General features: G+C 27.1%; 20 protein-coding genes, 1 tRNA gene, 1 pseudogene and 1 other annotated feature. Of the genes and pseudogenes, 19 read left to right on the top strand and 3 right to left on the bottom strand.

Annotated elements, in window-relative coordinates; genetic code table 4:
* The first annotated feature begins 78 nt into the window (after nt 1-78).
* From SPLAT_RS02785 to SPLAT_RS02770, 5 genes are all read left to right on the top strand, one after another.
* Entirely contained in the window at nt 79-1,605 is a 1,527-nt protein-coding gene (locus SPLAT_RS02785; RefSeq protein WP_168104886.1) for a sodium-dependent transporter, read from the top strand.
* 4 nt (nt 1,606-1,609) lie between these two features.
* The gene (locus SPLAT_RS03545) at nt 1,610-1,738 is read left to right on the top strand and encodes a hypothetical protein (protein WP_268833907.1); all 129 of its coding nucleotides are present in this window, start codon (nt 1,610-1,612) and stop codon (nt 1,736-1,738) included.
* Between the two features lie 30 nt (nt 1,739-1,768).
* Nucleotides 1,769-2,224: a hypothetical protein gene (locus SPLAT_RS02780; RefSeq protein ID WP_168104885.1), complete on the top strand. Its 456-nt coding sequence runs from the start codon at nt 1,769-1,771 to the stop codon at nt 2,222-2,224.
* 73 nt (nt 2,225-2,297) lie between these two features.
* Nucleotides 2,298-2,372 (top strand) — tRNA-Gly (locus SPLAT_RS02775).
* Between the two features lie 97 nt (nt 2,373-2,469).
* Nucleotides 2,470-2,925 carry a DxFTY motif-containing membrane protein gene (locus SPLAT_RS02770; protein WP_168104884.1) on the top strand — a complete coding sequence of 152 codons (456 nt, stop codon included), beginning with the start codon at nt 2,470-2,472 and terminating at the stop codon, nt 2,923-2,925.
* Nucleotides 2,926-2,949: 24 nt separating this feature from the next.
* Here SPLAT_RS02770 and SPLAT_RS02765 read toward each other — a convergent pair whose 3' ends face one another.
* Nucleotides 2,950-4,086 carry a hypothetical protein gene (locus SPLAT_RS02765; protein WP_168104883.1) on the bottom strand — a complete coding sequence of 379 codons (1,137 nt, stop codon included), beginning with the start codon at nt 4,084-4,086 and terminating at the stop codon, nt 2,950-2,952.
* 471 nt (nt 4,087-4,557) lie between these two features.
* Here SPLAT_RS02765 and SPLAT_RS02760 point away from each other — a divergent pair, with 471 nt between their 5' ends.
* The 6 genes from SPLAT_RS02760 to SPLAT_RS02735 all read left to right on the top strand — a co-directional run bounded on the left by SPLAT_RS02760 (nt 4,558) and on the right by SPLAT_RS02735 (nt 10,521).
* Nucleotides 4,558-5,559 carry a hypothetical protein gene (locus SPLAT_RS02760; RefSeq protein ID WP_168104882.1) on the top strand — a complete coding sequence of 334 codons (1,002 nt, stop codon included), beginning with the start codon at nt 4,558-4,560 and terminating at the stop codon, nt 5,557-5,559.
* 182 nt (nt 5,560-5,741) lie between these two features.
* Nucleotides 5,742-7,292, top strand: coding sequence for an OLD family protein (locus SPLAT_RS02755; RefSeq protein WP_168104881.1), 1,551 nt, complete (start codon nt 5,742-5,744; stop codon nt 7,290-7,292).
* 572 nt (nt 7,293-7,864) lie between these two features.
* Entirely contained in the window at nt 7,865-8,212 is a 348-nt protein-coding gene (locus tag SPLAT_RS02750; protein WP_168104880.1) for a hypothetical protein, read from the top strand.
* A 19-nt stretch (nt 8,213-8,231) separates the two neighbouring features.
* Nucleotides 8,232-9,320 (top strand): DUF2971 domain-containing protein, encoded by a 1,089-nt coding sequence (locus SPLAT_RS02745; RefSeq protein WP_168104879.1) that lies wholly within the window; start codon nt 8,232-8,234, stop codon nt 9,318-9,320.
* Between the two features lie 270 nt (nt 9,321-9,590).
* Nucleotides 9,591-10,040 carry a hypothetical protein gene (locus SPLAT_RS02740; protein WP_168104878.1) on the top strand — a complete coding sequence of 150 codons (450 nt, stop codon included), beginning with the start codon at nt 9,591-9,593 and terminating at the stop codon, nt 10,038-10,040.
* Entirely contained in the window at nt 9,988-10,521 is a 534-nt protein-coding gene (locus SPLAT_RS02735) for a hypothetical protein (protein ID WP_168104877.1), read from the top strand. The genes SPLAT_RS02740 and SPLAT_RS02735 overlap by 53 nt, the downstream gene beginning before the upstream one ends.
* Here the strand turns inward: SPLAT_RS02735 and SPLAT_RS02730 are convergent.
* Nucleotides 10,518-11,642, bottom strand: a complete 1,125-nt coding sequence (locus SPLAT_RS02730) for a type IV secretory system conjugative DNA transfer family protein (RefSeq protein ID WP_268833983.1) — start codon at nt 11,640-11,642, stop codon at nt 10,518-10,520. The two genes, SPLAT_RS02735 and SPLAT_RS02730, sit on opposite strands and share 4 nt — an antisense overlap.
* Before the next feature lie 401 nt (nt 11,643-12,043).
* Nucleotides 12,044-12,119, top strand: a sequence feature (ribosomal protein L21 leader region).
* A gap of 7 nt (nt 12,120-12,126) precedes the next feature.
* On the opposite strand from SPLAT_RS02730, the pseudogene rplU reads away from it, so the two are divergent.
* The 3 genes and pseudogenes from rplU to rpmA form a co-directional block, all read left to right on the top strand.
* Nucleotides 12,127-12,417: pseudogene (gene rplU, locus SPLAT_RS02725) on the top strand (50S ribosomal protein L21); the annotation flags it as partial.
* A 187-nt stretch (nt 12,418-12,604) separates the two neighbouring features.
* Nucleotides 12,605-12,919 (top strand): ribosomal-processing cysteine protease Prp, encoded by a 315-nt coding sequence (locus SPLAT_RS02720; RefSeq protein ID WP_168104874.1) that lies wholly within the window; start codon nt 12,605-12,607, stop codon nt 12,917-12,919.
* A 1-nt stretch (nt 12,920) separates the two neighbouring features.
* Nucleotides 12,921-13,208 (top strand): 50S ribosomal protein L27, encoded by a 288-nt coding sequence (gene rpmA, locus SPLAT_RS02715; RefSeq protein ID WP_168104873.1) that lies wholly within the window; start codon nt 12,921-12,923, stop codon nt 13,206-13,208.
* Between the two features lie 65 nt (nt 13,209-13,273).
* Here rpmA and SPLAT_RS02710 read toward each other — a convergent pair whose 3' ends face one another.
* Complete coding sequence (locus tag SPLAT_RS02710) at nt 13,274-14,617, bottom strand: hypothetical protein (RefSeq protein ID WP_168104872.1); 1,344 nt, start codon at nt 14,615-14,617, stop codon at nt 13,274-13,276.
* 109 nt (nt 14,618-14,726) lie between these two features.
* Between SPLAT_RS02710 and coaBC the strand changes: the two genes are divergently transcribed.
* The 5 genes from coaBC to SPLAT_RS02685 are packed head-to-tail and all read left to right on the top strand — an operon-like array spanning nt 14,727 to nt 19,158.
* The gene (coaBC, locus tag SPLAT_RS02705) at nt 14,727-15,899 is read left to right on the top strand and encodes a bifunctional phosphopantothenoylcysteine decarboxylase/phosphopantothenate--cysteine ligase CoaBC (RefSeq protein WP_168104871.1); all 1,173 of its coding nucleotides are present in this window, start codon (nt 14,727-14,729) and stop codon (nt 15,897-15,899) included.
* A gap of 20 nt (nt 15,900-15,919) precedes the next feature.
* A complete protein-coding gene (gene obgE, locus SPLAT_RS02700; RefSeq protein ID WP_168104870.1) occupies nt 15,920-17,209 on the top strand; it encodes a GTPase ObgE in 1,290 nt (429 codons plus the stop codon).
* 13 nt (nt 17,210-17,222) lie between these two features.
* Nucleotides 17,223-17,966, top strand: coding sequence for an NAD(+) synthase (gene nadE / locus SPLAT_RS02695; RefSeq protein ID WP_168104869.1), 744 nt, complete (start codon nt 17,223-17,225; stop codon nt 17,964-17,966).
* Nucleotides 17,967-17,977: 11 nt separating this feature from the next.
* The gene (locus SPLAT_RS02690; RefSeq protein WP_168104868.1) at nt 17,978-18,709 is read left to right on the top strand and encodes a YebC/PmpR family DNA-binding transcriptional regulator; all 732 of its coding nucleotides are present in this window, start codon (nt 17,978-17,980) and stop codon (nt 18,707-18,709) included.
* A gap of 59 nt (nt 18,710-18,768) precedes the next feature.
* Complete coding sequence (locus SPLAT_RS02685) at nt 18,769-19,158, top strand: helix-hairpin-helix domain-containing protein (protein ID WP_168104867.1); 390 nt, start codon at nt 18,769-18,771, stop codon at nt 19,156-19,158.
* Nucleotides 19,159-19,169: the final 11 nt, after the last annotated feature.

The following is a 19,169-nucleotide window of genomic DNA, read 5'->3' as shown; positions in this document are numbered from 1 at the left end:
TGTCAAAAAAATAAAAAATAGTTTATGATATTAATAATATTAAAATTTAATAGCAAAATTTATGAAGGAGGATCTACTATGGAAACAAAATCGAGGAAAACAATAAATAAATTTGGTTTTCTTGTCTCAGTGATTGGTGCAACAGTTGGTCTTGGTGGAATTTGAGGATTTCCCACACAAGTATATTTACACCGTGGGGCCTTTTTTATTCCTTTTATTATTTCAATGATCATTTGTGCAATTCCAGTACTATTTATTGAAATGACAATTGGAAACAAGTCAAGAAAAAATCATATTGAATTTTTTACTGAACAAGCTGGTAAGAAAGGAGCTTTCTTTGCTTGATTGCAATCAAGTACAGTTCTAATTTTAAGTACATATTATAGTGTCTTAATTGGTTGATGTTTAATTAACATCATTATCAGTTTTACTTCTGGTTTGAATCAAAATAATTTCTTTTATGATCAAATTTTAAATGTTACTAATGAAAATCCTACTAGTTTTCTAGCATTAGGTAACTTAAATTGAAAAGTTTTACTATCTACATTAGTGGTATGAATTATTTTAATTGTAATCTTATTAGGTGGTGTTGATAAAGGAATTGATAAGGCAAATAAGGTTTTTATTCCATCTTTATTTGTGATGATTCTATTTTTAGTAATCTACACTAGTACACTAGCGGGAGCTGGTACGGGATTAAATCGTATGATGCAGTTTGATGCAAAAGAGATGTTGAAACCAGGTTTATGAAAAGATGCTTTTGGTCAGGCTTTCTTTATGCTCTCTACATGTACAGGAACAATTTATATTTATTCAGCTCATGCACCAAAAAATCAAGATAGTACTAATCATGCCTTTGTTGTTGGATTAGGAACTAGTCTTGTAGGAATACTTACAGCAATGATTGTTTTCAGTGCTATTGGTAATATTGCTCATGCGCAAGGGAAGGATTTTGATGAGGTTTTTGGTAGTGGAGGACCAGCATTAATTTTCCAAGTGTTCCCACAACTATTTGCAATTATTAATCAAACTGCTCCTGGCTTTGGGAATGTTGTTGCAGTCGTCTTTTTCTTAACGTTATTTTTTGCCGGAATGTCGTCGTTAATTGGCCAAGTAGAGTCGATGGTTAATGGTTTAGAATATGATGTTAATATCCCAAGAATTGCAGCTTTACTGCTTTCTGCAGGCTTTGCAATGATTCTATCAATCCTATTTACTTTCAATAACTCACCTGCGTTAATTAATGGGGTTGGGAATTGAATTGCTCAAATTTGGTTACTAATTATCGGACTAGGTCTACTAGCAGGAATTGGTCCTTTAGGTTGAAAACTCTATCCTAGTTTAAAAGAATATAATAATAAATATTCCTGAATTAAATGAAAAAAAGTGTTTGGATGCTTTATCTTAATTGTTGCACCAATTCTTATTTTTGTTAATATTATTGCAGCATTTTATGATGTTGGTGTTGGTATTTCAAACAATGCCTTTATTCATGGTTTGATTGGCTTGATTGTTGGATTCTTAATTCCATTAATTGTAGCTGTAATCTTGATGTTTCATAAGGAAATTCGCCTTTTATTCAACAAGAAGAAGAAAGTAGGGTAAAATAATGTCAGTTGGTTCTATTATCTATTTAATAGTGTTATTACTATTCTTTATTGGTGGCTTTATTTTCTTCATTATCATGGATGTCAAGAAAGATCAAAACTACAAACCAAAAGTAAAGAAAAGAAAATAAAAATCTTTTTATCCAGAGGCTTGATGTAATATGAAAAAATCAATTAAAGCAAGATGAAAAAAAATTAATCCTAAAAGTTTAATTATGTTTGATCGTATTACCATTACAGTTTCTGGAACTTTATTATTTTTAATTTGATTGATGTTTCTTACAAAGAACTTTTATCCTAAATCAGATGACAATTTAGCAGCAGTCATTATGAATTGGCCATTGCAAGCTTCAATTTGGCCGATTAGTTTGATGTTGCTTTTTGTTTTCATTATGCCAGTGTGAGTTACTAATAGTTTTGAATTATTGTCAATTTTCTTATTCTTATCATTGTTGTTTATTTTATTAAGTTTAGTATTTTTAGTTTTCTTAAATGTTAATAGTTTATGAATTTTATGACTGATTGTTAACTTACTAGCACTTTGCAATGTCATGTTTGCTTTGTTTAGTATTTATTATCTTAATAAAACTAATGTCAAAAAAAATAAATCAAATTAAAATGTTTAGTAGCAATTGATAAATTGATATTGACTTTAAATCTAATAATTGATATAAATATCTTTGTCTGAATGCGGGTGTCGTATAGTGGCTATTATTACAGCCTTCCAAGCTGAAGACGTGGGTTCGATTCCCATCACCCGCTCCATATTATTAAGTAACTGATGTTTTTGTAAACATCTTTTTTATTTTTTGATGAATGTTATAATAAGTTGATTGATAAAACTAGTAAGGTGTAGAAAATAATGAATGAAAATAATGTTGAACTAGTGACAGAAAATAGTAATTTTGAATCGCAACCTTTAAAGAGAACTAATTTTTTTGTTAGTTTTTGTTACTTAATTGGTCAAGTGTTGGTTCCAGGCTTACTACTTTTTTTCTTGACATCAAAAGACTTTAATTTTACTTTTAAACTACCATTATGATTGATGGTTGTTTTATCACTTGCTTTATTGTTGTTTGCTCTTAGCACAACTTTTGTTACTTATAAACTTAAGTTACATCAATTAGATCAATTTACATATATTATTCCTTTTGCTTGCTTTATTATCGGATTGTATCTAACTAGTTACTGGTTGGACTATCATTACTTTTTAATTCGCTTTATCATTGCATTTGCTTGTGCTGTTGTTGGGATATTTTTAGCAAGTATGGTATTGTTGATTGTTGTTCGTGGTAAGAAAAAGATAAAAAAAGATTAGCACAGATACGCTAATCTTTTTTTGTTACTTATGTTTTTTTGACTTTGATTTAACATGCTTTAGGTACCAACTATAAATGTCTTCGTTGAAGGTTACAATAAATAAACTCAGCAAGATTAGTCCTGCTCACAGTCAGTAGAATCATTGCAATCTATCAGTATGAATTTCTGGGATTCATAAGTTTCCAAGAATTTGAAAGACTGGTGTTCAGATTAACATTGTTAGTTGGGTTGCTAGAGCATATGTTCCTGATGCTAGTTTAACAGTTTCAAAGTAAAGTAAGCGGCCAGTACCCATAGTGATTCCAGATGCATATACTAGAAGTGCTTGTCAGCCGTAGGCATCAAAACTAGTTTTGAAAATTGTTCAGCCATTATATAAAGGTTGAGAATCAATTGCTGAAGCAACTGGTAGAGCAATAATTAGCATAATTCAAAAGCTAACAAACGATTTAACTGTTACGATTTCATAATTTGTTAGATGAAGTTTGTTGTTGTGAAGAAAATAATCGCTAACAGTTCCTTCAATTGCATATGCTAGAGCAGCAATGAAAGAAAGGCCAACTCCAAGAATTGCTTTTCAATCAATTGTGTCTTTGATAAAGAAAAAATTAAACAACATTCCAAAAGTAAGTAAACTAGTGATGATGATACCAATCAGCCCAACATTGTTAATTTTGTCTTTTAAAACAAAGCGACTTAAAATCATACAATAAATTGGAGCAGTGTTTAAAATAACATTATTTAAAGTTCCATCATTTAAATATAAAGCTGCGATCATCAATAGTGACATTGAGATTGGTCCAGCAAGTACGCCTACTGCTGCCATAATTCAGACACGGCCATTTTTTAATTTATTTATTAAATCAAGAAAGTTACTGTAGATTCCAACACCAAACATATAGCCAAAAGGAATTAAAAGTGTATAGTTCATTCAATAGGTTTTTGGCGTTTGAATTTCTTTTCAGTGATAAAATCCGATGACAATTCCGACAAGAATGAAAGACATGAATTCTTGAATTGTTGCCAAAAATATTGCATAAGTTATCGGCAATGAACTGCTTGCAAAGAAAAACACAAATAATGGAGTTAGTGAATAGAACATTGCTGCACTTATTCCAAATCCACCAGCAATTAAAAAATTGGTATTTTTTTTGAGCATCCAAAGCCTCGTTTCTTTTTATTAAGACTATCACAAAGATAACAATTGGATAGATAATTTTGTTCTATTAAAAAAACTTTTATAAAATAATTTTATAGACATTATCAGATAAATGTTAGATTTTTATTATTAAGTTATTTAAATGAAGAATTAAATTGTTGTGATTTATAAAAAAAGAGTCCTGAAAGGGTTCTAATTTGTTGTGTTTAGTTTAATAAACTGGACAATTTTATTTTAATTAGCAGTTTATTTTATCCGTAGATTGGATCATTCTAGTTGCTATTTTTTTTAATCTTCTCCTTATAATTTAAAGATCGTTAAATTAAGAAATGTAAGTTGAATAATATTTTTCACCACACAATATAGCAAATAATTCTTTCAATCTATCTAAATTATTTGCTTTTTTTATTAAAAAAAGTACAATTCAATATTATAAAATTTATTATTTTAAAATAATAAAAGGAGAAAAAAATGGCATACAATAACAATGATTATAACCATTATAATAACCCAAATAACGCTAATGGCTATAATCCTTATAGCGCTGTTCCCAGAAATTGATTGGTAATGGCTCAAATTTTTGGAACTGTTTTTTCAGTAATTGGATTAATAGTATATATATCTTATATGAACGATATATATAATGCTTTAGCTAGTGATGATTTAACAAATAAAGCAATTGTGTCTCTGATGTTAGCACTGATTATTTATTTTGTTTGAAGAAGCATTTATACGGCATTAATTATCATTCGCTTAGCAAAAAGATCTTCAGATGAAGAGTTATGTGCTAATCGTTATATTATTTCAGCATTAAGTTTAGGAGTTGGTGGCTTTTTTACACCATTTTTGGTGACAGCATTCCCGAATGTTGCAACAACTTCAACTATTAAACCACGTTACTTTCTATCAAAAACTATGGCAATTTGTACAATGGTTGGTTTTCCCATCTTTGCTCTTTCTTATTTCTTACCATTACTTGTTGGAACAAATGCAATTGCCAATAAAAATTATATTTTTGATGCAAGTTCTACAATGGGCGTAATTTCAATTATAGTTTTAACAATTAGCGTCAGTGTATTTGCTTTGGGGTTAATGACATGAACTTTATTTCTACCCTACAAAATACAAAATGATTTTGATAACAATAGTAATTCAAAATTATTTAAATTAATCTCAACAATCTGAATGAGCATTCTAACAATCGAATTAGTATTTATTCTTATTTTTTCATTCTTTCGTTTAATCGCCGCTTTCTCTGATTTCTTAAGAGCTGGTGAAAGAGGTGGATTATTTAGAATGATGTTTGCTTTATTAAATCTAGTAGTCACAATCACATATGTTGGTATGGTTATTTATATTACTACTAAAACAATGGCAGGGTTATGATCAGTTGATGGAACGGTAACAATTGGAAAATATGAGCATACTAGTACCGCAAAAAATCGTCTAGCAGAAACTAATATGAATGTTTAAAAATTAACGCAATTTAAATTGACTTAATTAAACAAGAAATCATTAAGTAAATTAAAAAATAAATATTTTAGTATGATTTCATTTTCAATGATATAATTAATTTGTACAAACAACAGAAATCCTATTGGAAGGGTTTCTGTTGTTTTTCCATTTTATCGGGTATAATAATTTTGGTGATTATTGTGGATAGTTTTAAAATAGATGAAAATGATTTAATTGATAAAATTTCTGATGTTAGTTTTGATAGATTAGTTATTATTGGTAAAAATGGTGTAGGAAAAACTACCTTTACTCAAAAAATAACAGAAAAATTAGAATCTAAAGGTATAAAATCTTATTTTATTAAAGCGGACTTGAATATAGATAAAGAATTAAAAAATGCAAAAGATAATAATTTACAAAAAATTGGTTTATTATTAAATGAATTAACTAATTTTGTATATAAAATTAATGAAGATGATTTATCTAAATATTTTAAAGAAAATCAAAGCTTTAAAGAATTTTGTGAAAAAAGTGAATTAAATTTAACTAAAGTTCAAGAATGAATGGATAACAATTTTATTGATAAAAAGTTACAAGTTGATGAAACAGATCCAGATTTAAAATGAATTAATGTTAATAGACCTAAATTTGTTAACAATAATATTTTTGAATTAAATTATCATAAAAAAATAAATATGGGTAGTATATTTAATTCAATATCAGAAGATGCTGGAACTGGTCAATATTTCTATACAATTCTAAAACTTATTAATAAAATATTGGAATTTTGTTCAGAAACTAAAGGAAATTATTTATATCTTATAATTGATGAACCAGAAAATTTGTGTCATCCAGAATTAATAATAAAAATTGCAAATTCGCTTAAGTCTATTGATAATAAAATTATAAAAATAATTTGCATAAGTCATTCTGCTGTTTTTGTTAATAATTTTATAAATAATTTAAGTGAGATAGTTTTAATGAAAGCCTTTCATGAATTTTGACAGTATAATGAAAAGTTATTTTTAAATGTATCAAATCCTATTTTCAATAAAATGATAGAGATTACTACAAAATTCAATTTTTCAACAGAAAATAAAATAAAAGAACGTTCTGTCAGCTTAAATCAACTAATGAATATTTATGAGCAAGGGATAAGCAAATGATTTCATCATTGACCTATAAAAAATGAATTTATGAATTCATTATTTTATAACAAAATAATAATTTGCGAGGGACTTAATGATGAATACATTTTAAATTCTTTATTTTTAGAAACTAATGTATTTATTCTAAAAAGTTTTGGAAAATTTGAAATTCCATTTTTACTGACTTTATTAAGACTATTTAATAAAAAAATATATACAGTGTATGATAGTGATATTAGTTCATCAAAAACAAAGAAGAATAATGAATGAAATAGTTTTTGAAATCAAATTAACTCATTATTAAGTAATGAATGTTTATTAAATGATTTTAATTCTTTTCAATTTAAACCAAATTTAGAATATAAATTGAATTTAAATAAAAATAATAAACAATATATGACAAGAATGAATTTATTTATTAATAACAGTAATACTGATCCTTCTAATAAACCAGTACTATCTAATTTAGATAGTTTGCAGAAAACTTTGAAATCTAATATTGAAAATTATTTTAGTGTTAAAAATACATTGAAAGAAAAAGATATCAATGAAGAAAAAGAAATAAATAATTATATTGACTCATCAGTAAATGAAATAAATTAGAATTATTTCCCAAATTATTAAAATTATTAATATATAGTAAAATAAGAGAAGAAATTAAAAGCAGTCCTTATCTTTTAGATTATTGATTTTCCCAAATAATTGTAACTAGTGCTGAAAGTAGAATTGATTATATAAATATTATTTCATGAGAAGATTTAAATAAAGCACCTGACCCTAATTCTAATCATCTTCAGCAGCATTAGGTTCAATAATCATTATTGCAGTATCTATTTATTTAAGACATCATCATAAGAAAAAGGGTATTGTTGGATTAAAAAGAAATATAAAACCCAAAAGTGTAAAATAAAGATGATATTTACTTGTTTTTTATTCTTTATAAAAAATATAATTTTATTATTGAATAGCGGAGTAATGGATTTAAATAAAGGCTCACAAGCAGAAAATAATAATATTTAATAACTAAAGCGTAAAAATATCAAAAGAAAATATTAATGACATTTGAACTAATGAAAATGATCATATCATTTGAAATAACTAAATTATTGTTTATTTTAATAACTGGCGTCTAAACCATGCTTCTAGTAAAAAATTATTTAAAATGAGGATTTAAAATGACAAAATTTTTAAAAATAAAAGATAAAGGTTTTCTTATTGTTAATGAAAATTATAAAACCAAAATAAAAAATCATATTTGTAAAAATAAAATAATTAATGAAGAAACTGGAGAAGAATTTGAGTGTATGTTTCCTCTCAGCTTTGCAAAAATATTAGAAGATAAAGGCTCTATTTGTGAACAACATTGAGAACACTATGATTTTTTATATGGTTTATATAGTAATGGAATGGTAGAAATTAAAAATATGTGTTTACACTGTGTTACTTGTACTTGCAAAACTTGTGATGATAAATATTATGGCGGATTACCATGTAGTATTTGTGGAGAATACAAATTTAATTAATAAATTAAGGAGTAGTAAAATGATTGTAGACAAAACAAAAATTAATGAAATAATTGAAAAAGAATTAAATGGTTTAAATTTATCTTGAGAAGAAAATAGTGAATTTAATAGTTTTGTAATTTTAGGAAACTTAGATATTGTTGATCCAAAATGAAAAGAGTATATGGTTAATAAAAGAGAATGGGCAAATTGAGAAAATGATCATATTTCTAAATCTGAACCTAGATGGGGCAATCATTCAAAATGTCCGGAATGTTTTGTACTTAAGATGAAATCATGTACAGATGAATGTTTAAGTAAAAAAACAGAAGAAATTTGATTTCGAACAACCTCTTCCGAAGAAAAAAATATAAATGTATGTGTTGAGCATAAAATTTTACTATTAGATAAATTAAGTAAAGCTCATGCAAAAGATATTACAAAAATAAAAAAGGAGTATACGGAAGCTTTAAATGATAGAACAAAAATACCTAAAAAGGTTTATAAATATTGTCCTATAAATAAATATACTTTGGAAAATTTAACAAAAAATCAAATTTATTTTAATAATGCAAAGAAACTCAATGATATGTTTGAGTTATATCCACCTATAGACTATCGTAAAATTACCAAACCATTACTTTTTCCACCTAGAGTTTTAAGAGAAGTAATTCATATTGCTTGTTTTTCAGAAATTAATGACTCTGCTTCTATGTGGGCTCATTATGCCAAGTTAGGTCAAGGAATATGTATAGAATATGTGACTAATGAGGAATCTCCTTTTTTTAAAGTCCACTACTTAGAAGAAAGGCCTAAAATTATTTCAAATGATAAACTTGATTTTCTTCCCCTTTGTGCAAAATCAAAACATTGAAATTATGAGAAAGAGTGAAGAATATTTTATATGCCTGAAAATGAATCATCTGATAAGTTTTTAAGTACAAAAGATTTAGGGTTAAAGGTTTCAGGAATTTATTTTGGTAATAATTGTAGCCCAAGTAATATTAAAAAAATTACTAGTCTATTTCCTAACGAAGATGTAAAGTTTTCATATGCAAGCCCTGATCGTCATACTTATGAAATATTATTTACTAATATGCCTTTTGAAGAAGATTTTTGAATTGATTAATACTTGTAATTTTTTATTAATTTGTGTTTATACTCCGTTAATCTTTTAACATATAATTTTTTATGCTTAATACTTTTTTAATTGTAAATAGTTTTTTATTTGCTACAATAATTGTGGAATAAGTTTTATTTTTAATTAGTTTTGCAACACATTAAAGCAAATTAAAAAAATATGATGAAATTAGGGCGAAGTTTTGAAAATTAATTAAAGATTAGAAATGTTCCAGAAATTAAAAATCTCAATTAGGAGGTAGAATAGGGGACATAAAACGTGAAAAAATGATGCAAGAAAAAAATTGAAGAAACGAAAAAGTGATTTGATAAGTGACTCAAAAATAGAGTTGAGTATAAAATTAATGAGGAAAATAATAAACATGATTCTCAGTCAGCAAAAGAGTTTGATGATAGATCTATGAATTTTTTAAGTGAAGTTTTTGGAGACGACTTAATTAAAAAAAATTCAGCTGCATATAAAAGAAAAAAAGCAGAGTATCAAAATGATTCAACCACAAGAAAAGTTGTTGTTGAAGTTGAAACAGTAGATCAAGTTACAAAATTGCATATAGATGACAAATTTGTAAAAATTGATAAAATTGAAACAACAAATAATGATAAAATAGAAGATACAGAAGAAGAGCGAGAAATTAAAAGAATCGAGAACGAGACAGATGAAACTAATTTTTACAAGGAAGCAAGAGGAACAGAAGAAAAAGATAATTAATAATGTTCAAACTGATTTATTGTATAAGTTAGTTATTAACTATCTTGATTTAAAATTAAAGGATAAAAATCAAGTTGAAAATAAATATATAATTAATCAGTTTGATTCATTAGAAAAAATATTAGACATTATTGACGAAGTAAACAATGATAAACTTAATCAAATTGAAGCAAATAACAAAATAAGTAACATAGGATTTCCATCAGATTTTAAGGAAATGAGTAAGTTTTTAGAACAAAAACCATATTATAAACCAATATTTGATATTTATGTTTTGTTTATAGGATTAAGTGTTAATGAAGAAGTTAAAAATCTTTGTTTTGTAGAACTTTATGACTATTATGAAAAAGAGAATAGAAAAAATATTAAGCATAAAAAACAAAATACGAATACAAATAGTTTAATTAAAAAGTTAATAAAACAGACAAATAATATTTTAAATTTGAATGATATAGGAAAGTATAAAAAGGCCTACTACTAGGCCTTTTTATCTTCTTTAATAATTATCTTATAGATCAGTTGTTTAGAACTTGGTAGTAGTATTTTACAATACGCCTCGCCAATTTTTAAGTTCTTTAGTTCGTTAGGATGAACTATGTATTCTTCAACTTCCCTGGTTGATCCCTTACCTGTTTTTTCTGTTTTATCAGTTTGCTTTGTTTGCTTATCTGTTGTTTGAGTACCAAAAACTTTAGCAATATATTCAGCAGAATTAGGGTCTTTTAGATTGTGGGCAATAATGTTGCCACAGTTACCAAAGATGGTATCAGTTAAATTAGTGCGATTGATTTTTAGATCATTTAAAGTTTGAAAACACAAGAAGACTTGATAGTTAAAGCTTCGAGTTTTATTAATTAAATTGATGATAGTGTCAGAAGCAAAAACATTAAATTCATCAAGAATTACGTTGATTCGTTGCTCTTTAGGTTTAAGACTAGCAAATTCTTTTAAATCTTGTACGATAAGTTTTCCTACATTACTTGCTAGTTGTGGATAATTTAAGGAATTCAAACTAAATAAGATTATTTTATGATTATTAACTAAAGAACTTAATGAGTTATTTTTTCCTACACTTGTTCCTAAGTTTTGCATATACACGCTAAGTCGATGCATTAAACCATTAATATCTTTTTCATTATTAGTGAAGCTTAAATAATGATCATATTCAATACTATCTTTTTTGATTATTTTTTTTAAAGAACTTAAAGAAAAATATTTAACAATGTTATGAAACGTTGTTGGAATTTTAGCATTTTGTAAACTCTTAACAATTAGTAATAAATAATTGTGTGCAATAGCTTCATAATGAGCTTCAGAAAAATTAAATAAAGACATTATCTTATCAACTAAAATAACGCTATTATCTGTAGCAAGAGGATTGTATTCTTTAATTCCTCTAATCGTTCAAATAAAAGCATTTGAATCAATCAGTTTTATTTTATCGATTAAGTCATGATCACCCTTACCATCAATAATAATAACTGTTTGATTTAAACGTTCAATTAATTGTTTTACGATTAATAAGGCTGTTGTTGTCTTGCCACTACCTGTAGCACCAATTAACAAAGTATGTTGATTTAATTTGTTTTTTACTAGGCCAATATTTTTATTTAATAGTACTAACTCATCTTTTTATTTGCTTGTGGATTTTTATATTTAAATCAAATTCAAGTAAGACATAATCTAATCAATAAAATAGTGCTTAAAGCAAAAGTGTAACTAACCACATTGTTTTCTTTTAAAGCTAATCAAAATTTTGTATGTCTTCAAAAACAAAAAAAGAATAAATCAAAGCAACGGCAAAATAACTAATCAAAGTTAAAGCTAAATAAATTAGAATAATAAATATAATAATACTTAAAAGAATTTAAAGCTCGTTAAATTCAGTTATCCAAACTGAATAATATTTTTTACCACACAATCTACCAAAAAATTCTTTCTATCATTGCTGAAACAATACTTGATTTTTAATATCTTTATCTTTATAATTACTAAGACTGTTTATGCAGTTTCAACCGCACTTCTTATGGGTACGAAAGTGATGATAAATCCACCTACGAGGCGAGTCTAAACTGGAGGTGTTATGATGTTTGCAATTATTGCAACAGGCGGTAAACAAATTAATGTTGAAGTTGGTAAAGAATACTTTGTTGAAAAGTTAGCTGGTGAAGCTAATGGCAATGTTATCTTTGATCAAGTATTAATGATTGATGGAACAGTGGGTCAACCTTTAATTAAAGGTGCTGAAGTTCATGCAACAATTATTAAGCAAGACAAGGCTAAGAAAGTTATTGTTTTCAAATATAGACCAAAGAAAAACTCTAAATCTAAGTATGGTCATCGTCAACCTTATACAAAGGTTAAAATTACTGATATCTTTTTAAGTGCTAAAGATAAAGCACAAAAAGAAGCAGCAATTAAGAAAGATGAAAAACCAACAACAACAGAAGTAAATAAAGAAATAGAGAAGGTAGCAAAGCCTACTTCATCAACCAATGAAAAAACAACAGTAAACAATCTTGAAGAAAAAATAGTAGAAACTACAACAAAGAAATAATTTAATTATGGTAAAAGTTAGTTTTTATTATCAAACAAACAATATTGTTAGAGCTGAAGTTGAAGGTCATAGTAATTTTGATCAAGTTGGAAAAGATATTGTTTGTGCAGGAATCTCTGCAGTTGTGTTTGGCAGTTTAAATGCGCTTGATAACTTAGTTAGTCAAGCAGAAGTTAAAATTGCTCAATCAGATGGTAGAATAGTTATTACTGTTCTAAAACCAACAAATGATAACCAAATGATTTTAAAAACAATGTTATGACAGTTAAAAACTATTAGTGATCAATATGTTAAAAATATTTCAATCAAGGAGGTTTACTAAAATGCGTTTTCAATTAAATTTACAATTCTTTGCTTCTAAAAAAGGAGTTGGGTCAACTCGTAATGGTAGAGACTCTCATTCTAAACGTTTAGGAGCAAAAGCAAGTGATGGACAATTAATTCATGAAGGTTCAATCATTTATCGTCAACGAGGAACAAAAGTTCATCCTGGAACTAATGTTGGTCGTGGTGGTGATGATACTTTATTTGCTTTAAAAACTGGAATTGTTAAGTATGTTAAATTTGCTAAGAATAAAACTAAAGTTGAAATTCTAGAAGCAAAAAATTAATTGCTTAATAATTAATAGTAAAAAAAGTTCTATTTAAAAAATAGAACTTTTTTTGTTGATTAGTTTTAGTATTTGAAGTGTTCTTTACTTTTAGCATCTTTATCAGTAGTGAAAATAATTGAGAATAAATATTCTAAATAATTTAATTGAAAGAAATTGATGTCAACATCTCGTTCGTCGATGATGTTCTCATCTTTATTTTCACTAATAGTTTCAGCAATTTTAAGACCATTTTTTTGTAATGAGGCTGTAATCATTCGTAGAGCAAAACGATTTTGATATCTAATGACAATGTTGATTAGTTGGTTGTATTCTGTTTCTAGTTCTTTTGCATTATAGTCATTGTTGAAATAGATATATTCATTAGTAGTGTGAAATAAAATTTTATGAACTTTTTGGATTTGATTTGCTAGTTTAGTCATATATTTTGATTTTTTAATTAATTTTAGTTGCTCATCTTTATTAATTGCATAGTGAAGAAATAGTAGTCAACTAAATTGATTCAAGTAAGAAGATAAAGTAAGATAGTATTTTCAATTTTCTAATTCTTGAATGTATTGTTCTTCTTTGATTTCAGAAATTAAAAGTGACTGATAGAAGTAAAGTGGTAGAAAGTCAATAAAGCGATATTTTAATTTTTGCGAATCAACTTTTTTGATTTCGTTGACATTTAAGAAAACTTTAAAGTTGTAAAGTTTAGTCTTGATTCCTTGATATTTTTCTTCAAATTTTGCTGGAGCATTGATGATGTTGCTTACCATAAATCCAAAGACAGCAGATAAAACTAGCGAGATAACATTTGATAGTAAACCAAATAAATATAATCATGATGTTGAAACTGCGATAACATTTAATTGTGTTAATCCAACAAAAATAAAGTTGAAAACAATAAACAAAACAACAATAATAATTGTGTAAAGTAGTAATTTTGAAGCTGCTGTTTTATAGCGTTTAATTTTATTAAGATTTCCTTTTTCCATATATTTTTTAACTGAGATTTCTGGTTCTTGAATTAAAAAAGAAGTAACAATAGGAAAGACAGCATCTCTTTCAATATCTTTTGTGATTGCTTTAAAAATTAAACGAAATGCAATGGCAATTGCTCCTCAGTAAAGAATAAAAATAACAAAAGGAATTAAAGCAATTATTGTTAGTACAGTGTATGTTAAAGTGATTTGACCTTTATTTTTCAGCATGAAAAAAGTAATAAACATTGCTACTGAAACAAGAAAGGCTGCTCCTAATGAGATTCAAATTCATTTGTTTAATAAGATATTTGCGTTAATATTGATGTTTTTTCTTTTAAGATGTAGTTTCTTAATGATTGGTTTTTTGATTAATTTTCTTTTTGATTTTTTGATCTCTTTTTTTCTTGATTTTTTAATGTGTTTTTTTCTTTTTTTTGCCATTAACTTTACCCCAATGAATTAATAATTTCTATCTTTATTATATAGAAAAAATGATATATGTTTTATTATTAGACTTTTCAAGGTATGATTTATTTTGAAGGTGACACTTATGAAAAAAGTAATTTTAATTATCACAGGAAGTATTGCTGCGCCAAAGGCCTTAGAATTGTATAATTTATTAAAGCAAAGTTATGAGGTTACAGTTTTAGTAACTCCTAGTGCAAAAAAGTTTGTTAGATTTCCAGAAAATATAAAAGTTCATGATGATTTTTTAGATCAAGAGTTCTATCAAAGAGAAGATAAAATTAATCATATTGAGTTTGCTTATAGTCATGATTTGATTGTTGTTTATCCAGCAACTATGACTTTCATTAGTAAAGCAGCTTTAGCAATTTGTGACAACTTACCCCTAGCAACATTTTTTGCAAGTAAAGCTAACAAGATTATTTTTCCAGCTATGAATCATAATATGTATCACAATCAAGCAATGCAAAGAAATTTAGCGCTTTTAGCTCAAGATGCCAGTGTGAGCGTTACTCAGCCAGATTATGGTTTGCTTGCTACTAGAATTAGTGGTGATGGTAGACTTAAAGAACCAGATGTTGCTTTTAAGATGATTCAAGAGTTCATAAAAGAAAGCACAGAACTAACTAATAAAACAGTGTTGATTAATTATGGAGCAACAAGATCTTATCTTGATGACATGCGTTATCTAACAAATAATTCATCAGGAAAAATGGGGCAAGCATTAGCTCAAGCATTTTTAGCTAAAAATGCTAAGGTGATTGCTGTTGTTGGTGATGTTAGCATTCCATTAATTAAAGATCCAAACTTAACAATTATCAGAGCCAATACTAATCAAACGGTTTTTGCAGGAATGAATAAATATTTTGCTCAAGCAGATATTGTTGTTTGTGTGGCTGCTTTAAATGACTATCAAATAGCAGAACAATGAAAAGGTAAAATTAGCAAGTCACAAAATGAAACTCTTAAACTAAATTTAATTGCTAATTTAGATGTTCTTGCAAGTTTAGGAGCTCAAAAAACAAAGCAATTATTAATTGGATTTAGTGCTCAAGATAGTCAAGATGCAATAATTGCAAAAGAAAAAATGATTAAAAAAAATTGTGATGGTATTGTTATGAATAACATTAGTGTCATGAATCAAGAGCAAACAGAAGTAGAATTTTATTTTAAAAATAATAGTTATCAGTTTAAGGGTAGTAAAATAGAAGTAGCAAAAGAAATTGTGCAAATTCTTAGCAAAAATTTAGTGAAATAAAATTATTAAGGAAAATTCAAATGAAATTTATTGATTTAATTAAGTTAAAAGTAAAAGCAGGCAAAGGTGGTGATGGGATCATCGCTTTTCGTCGTGAGTTATATGTTCCAAAAGGTGGCCCAAGTGGTGGTGATGGTGGTAACGGTGGTAGTGTTGTCTTTGTTGGTGATGAAGGATTAAATACTTTATTAGACTTAAGAAAGACTAGAGAGATTACTGCTAAAGCAGGCGAAAATGGTAAACCAAAGAATATGCATGGTAAAAATGGAACAAGTGTTTTGATTAAAGTACCCTTAGGAACAATTGTGAAGAATGCTAAAACTAATGAAGTAATTGCTGACATTATTAAGCATAAGCAAGAAGCAGTTATTGCTAAAGGTGGAATTGGTGGTCGAGGGAATGCAAAATTTGCTTCATCAACTAATCGAGTGCCAAAAATTTCTGAGAATGGTACTTTAGGAGAAGAATTTGAGATTATTTGTGAGTTGAAGTTGTTGGCTAATGCTGGTTTAATTGGTCTACCTAATGCTGGAAAATCAACTTTCTTATCAGTAGTTTCTGCTGCTAAGCCTGTTATTGCTGATTATCCATTTACAACTTTAGATCCACAATTAGCAGTAGTTAAAGTGCATGATGATAGTTTTGTGATTGCTGACTTACCAGGTTTAATTGCTGGAGCAAGTGATGGTAAGGGATTAGGATTACAGTTTTTAAAACATATTGAACGTTGTCAGGTTTTAGTTCATATGATTGATGTTAGCGATAATTCTAGTGATCATTTTTTAACTTATCAATTAATTATTCAAGAGTTAAGTAAGTATAATAAAAATATTTTAAAGAAACCAGAAATTATTGTAGCTAATAAAATTGATAAAATTTCTGATTCATCAATTGTTAAAAAATTAGAAAAGCAACTAAAAAAACCAGTTTTTGCAATTTCTGCCTTGAACAAAACTGATTTAAAACCTTTGCTTGAAGAAATTAATCGCTTAGTGAAGCAAGCAGATATTGATAAAGAAGAAATAGCCCAAGAAATGCAAGAGCATACTTTATATAAGTATCAAACAAAAGATAAATCAGAATTAGAAGTAGTTGTTAAAAAAGTTGCTGCTCATGAGTGAGAAGTTACTGGTGCAACAATTAAAAAAATGGCACAAAAAAATCCTTTAAATACTCATCAAAATATTTTATTGTTTCAAATTAAATTACAAGATTTAGGAGTTTTTCAAGAACTAAGAAAAAAAGGAATAAAAAAAGGTGACAGTGTCAAGATATTTAATTATGATATGATTTGAGAAGAAGAAAATTAGAGGATAGAATGATATGAAATTAGAACAGTATTTAGAAGAAATAATTAAATTCTTACAAGATGAAGTGAAGAAAGCTAATGCTAAGGGGTTAATTGTTGGCTTGAGTGGGGGAATTGATTCAGCAGTTGTTGCTTTATTAATTAAAAAAGCTTTTCCCAATAACTATCTAACTTTAGTCATGCCTTGTTTTTCACCACAAATTGATTTAGATTATGCAGCAAAATTAGTACAAAAACATAACTTAAAATCAGAAGTAGTTAACTTAGATGATGCTTTTATTAGTTTTAAAAAAATATTAGATCAAGATCTTAAGCCAGAAAAATCAAAAATAGTGCTTGGAAATTTAAAAGCAAGATTAAGAATGAATACACTTTATGCTTATGGCCAAAATCATGATTACTTAGTTGTTGGTACAGATAATGCAGATGAATGACATATTGGTTACTTTACTAAGTATGGTGATGGTGGCGTTGATTTACTCCCAATTGTTCATTTATTAAAGCAAGATGTTTTTGCTGCAGCAAAAATTTTAGCAGTTAATGATGAGATTATTGTTCGAACACCAACTGCTAGTTTATGAGAAGGTCAAACTGATGAGCAAGAAATGCAATTTAGCTATCAAGAATTAGATCAATATTTATTAGGCAATACTGAGCATCTTTCACATAAAGTGCAAGAAAGAATTAAAAATTTAAATCAAGCAACAGAACATAAACGTAATTTAGTTCCTCAAGCACCAAAATGAAATCGTAGTTAGGACAAGAGCACATGTCAGGTCATTCACAATTTGCCAATATTAAGCATCGTAAAGATGCACAAGATAATAAGCGTGGCAAAATTTTTCAAAAAATTTCACGAGAAATTTATGTTTCTGTTAAGTTATCAGGTCCTAATATTGAAAACAATCCAAAATTAAGAACAATCTTAGAAAAAGCTCGTAGTTTGAATATGCCAAAAGAAAATATCAATCGAGCAATTAAAAAGGCAAGCAGTCAAGGTGACACAACTAATTATGAAGAAATAACTTATGAGGGTTATGGACCAGGAACAATTGCGATTATTGTTCATTGTCTAACTGACAATAAAAATCGTACTGCAAGTAACATTAGAAGTTACTTTAATAAATGTAATGCTAAGTTGGGGACAACAAATTCAGTGCAATATCTTTTTTCAAAAGTAGGAGTGATTGAATTTGTTAGTGATTTAAGTGCCGATGAAGTGTTGGAGTTAGTACTTGAATTTGATGTTCACCAGGTAACAAAAAATGAAGATGTTGTGCATTTAGAAGTTGATGTCAAAGATTTATTGAATGTTACTAATATACTAAGCCAAGCTGGATTTGAAAACTTCATCACTAACGAGATTAGAAATATTCCTTTAGAATATATCACAGCTGATGATGTCAACAGTGATAGTGATTTGAATTTATTTCAAAAACTTTTTGATTTATTAGAAGAAGATGAAGATGTGCAATTAGTTGAAACTAATTTAAAGTCATAAAGGAATTTATAGTTTTCTTTGCTAATTAAAAGTAGCGATTTTAATATAGGAGGAAGACTATGGATGAATATTTAATTGGTGTTGTTAGACAATATCAATCAGAAAGAATTATTTTTGAATCTAATAATCGTGGTTTTATTTTTCAAGGTGTTCATTTGGAGTTACTACCGTTAAATCAAGAAATAAAACTATATATTTATTTTTATCAACGATTACCGATTAGTGAATATTTTGCTTTTTTGAATCAAGAAACTAAACAATATTTTTTAGAATTAATTAGCATTAGCTATGTTGGTCCAAAACTTAGTTTAAGAATTCTTAATTTTTTTAGTATGGCAGAATTTAAAATTTTGCTTCAAAATTGTGATGTTAGCATGTTAGCAAAAGTTAAAGGGATCACAAATAAATTAGCATCTGCCATTTTTAAACATTTTAAAAATAGTTGCTAGCAAAATACTAA

It is taken from the genome of Spiroplasma platyhelix PALS-1, from assembly GCF_021496725.1.
GTDB classification, from domain to species: Bacteria; Bacillota_I; Bacilli_A; order Mycoplasmatales; family VBWQ01; genus Spiroplasma_D; species Spiroplasma_D platyhelix.
This window is presented reverse-complemented; position numbering and strand designations above follow the sequence as displayed.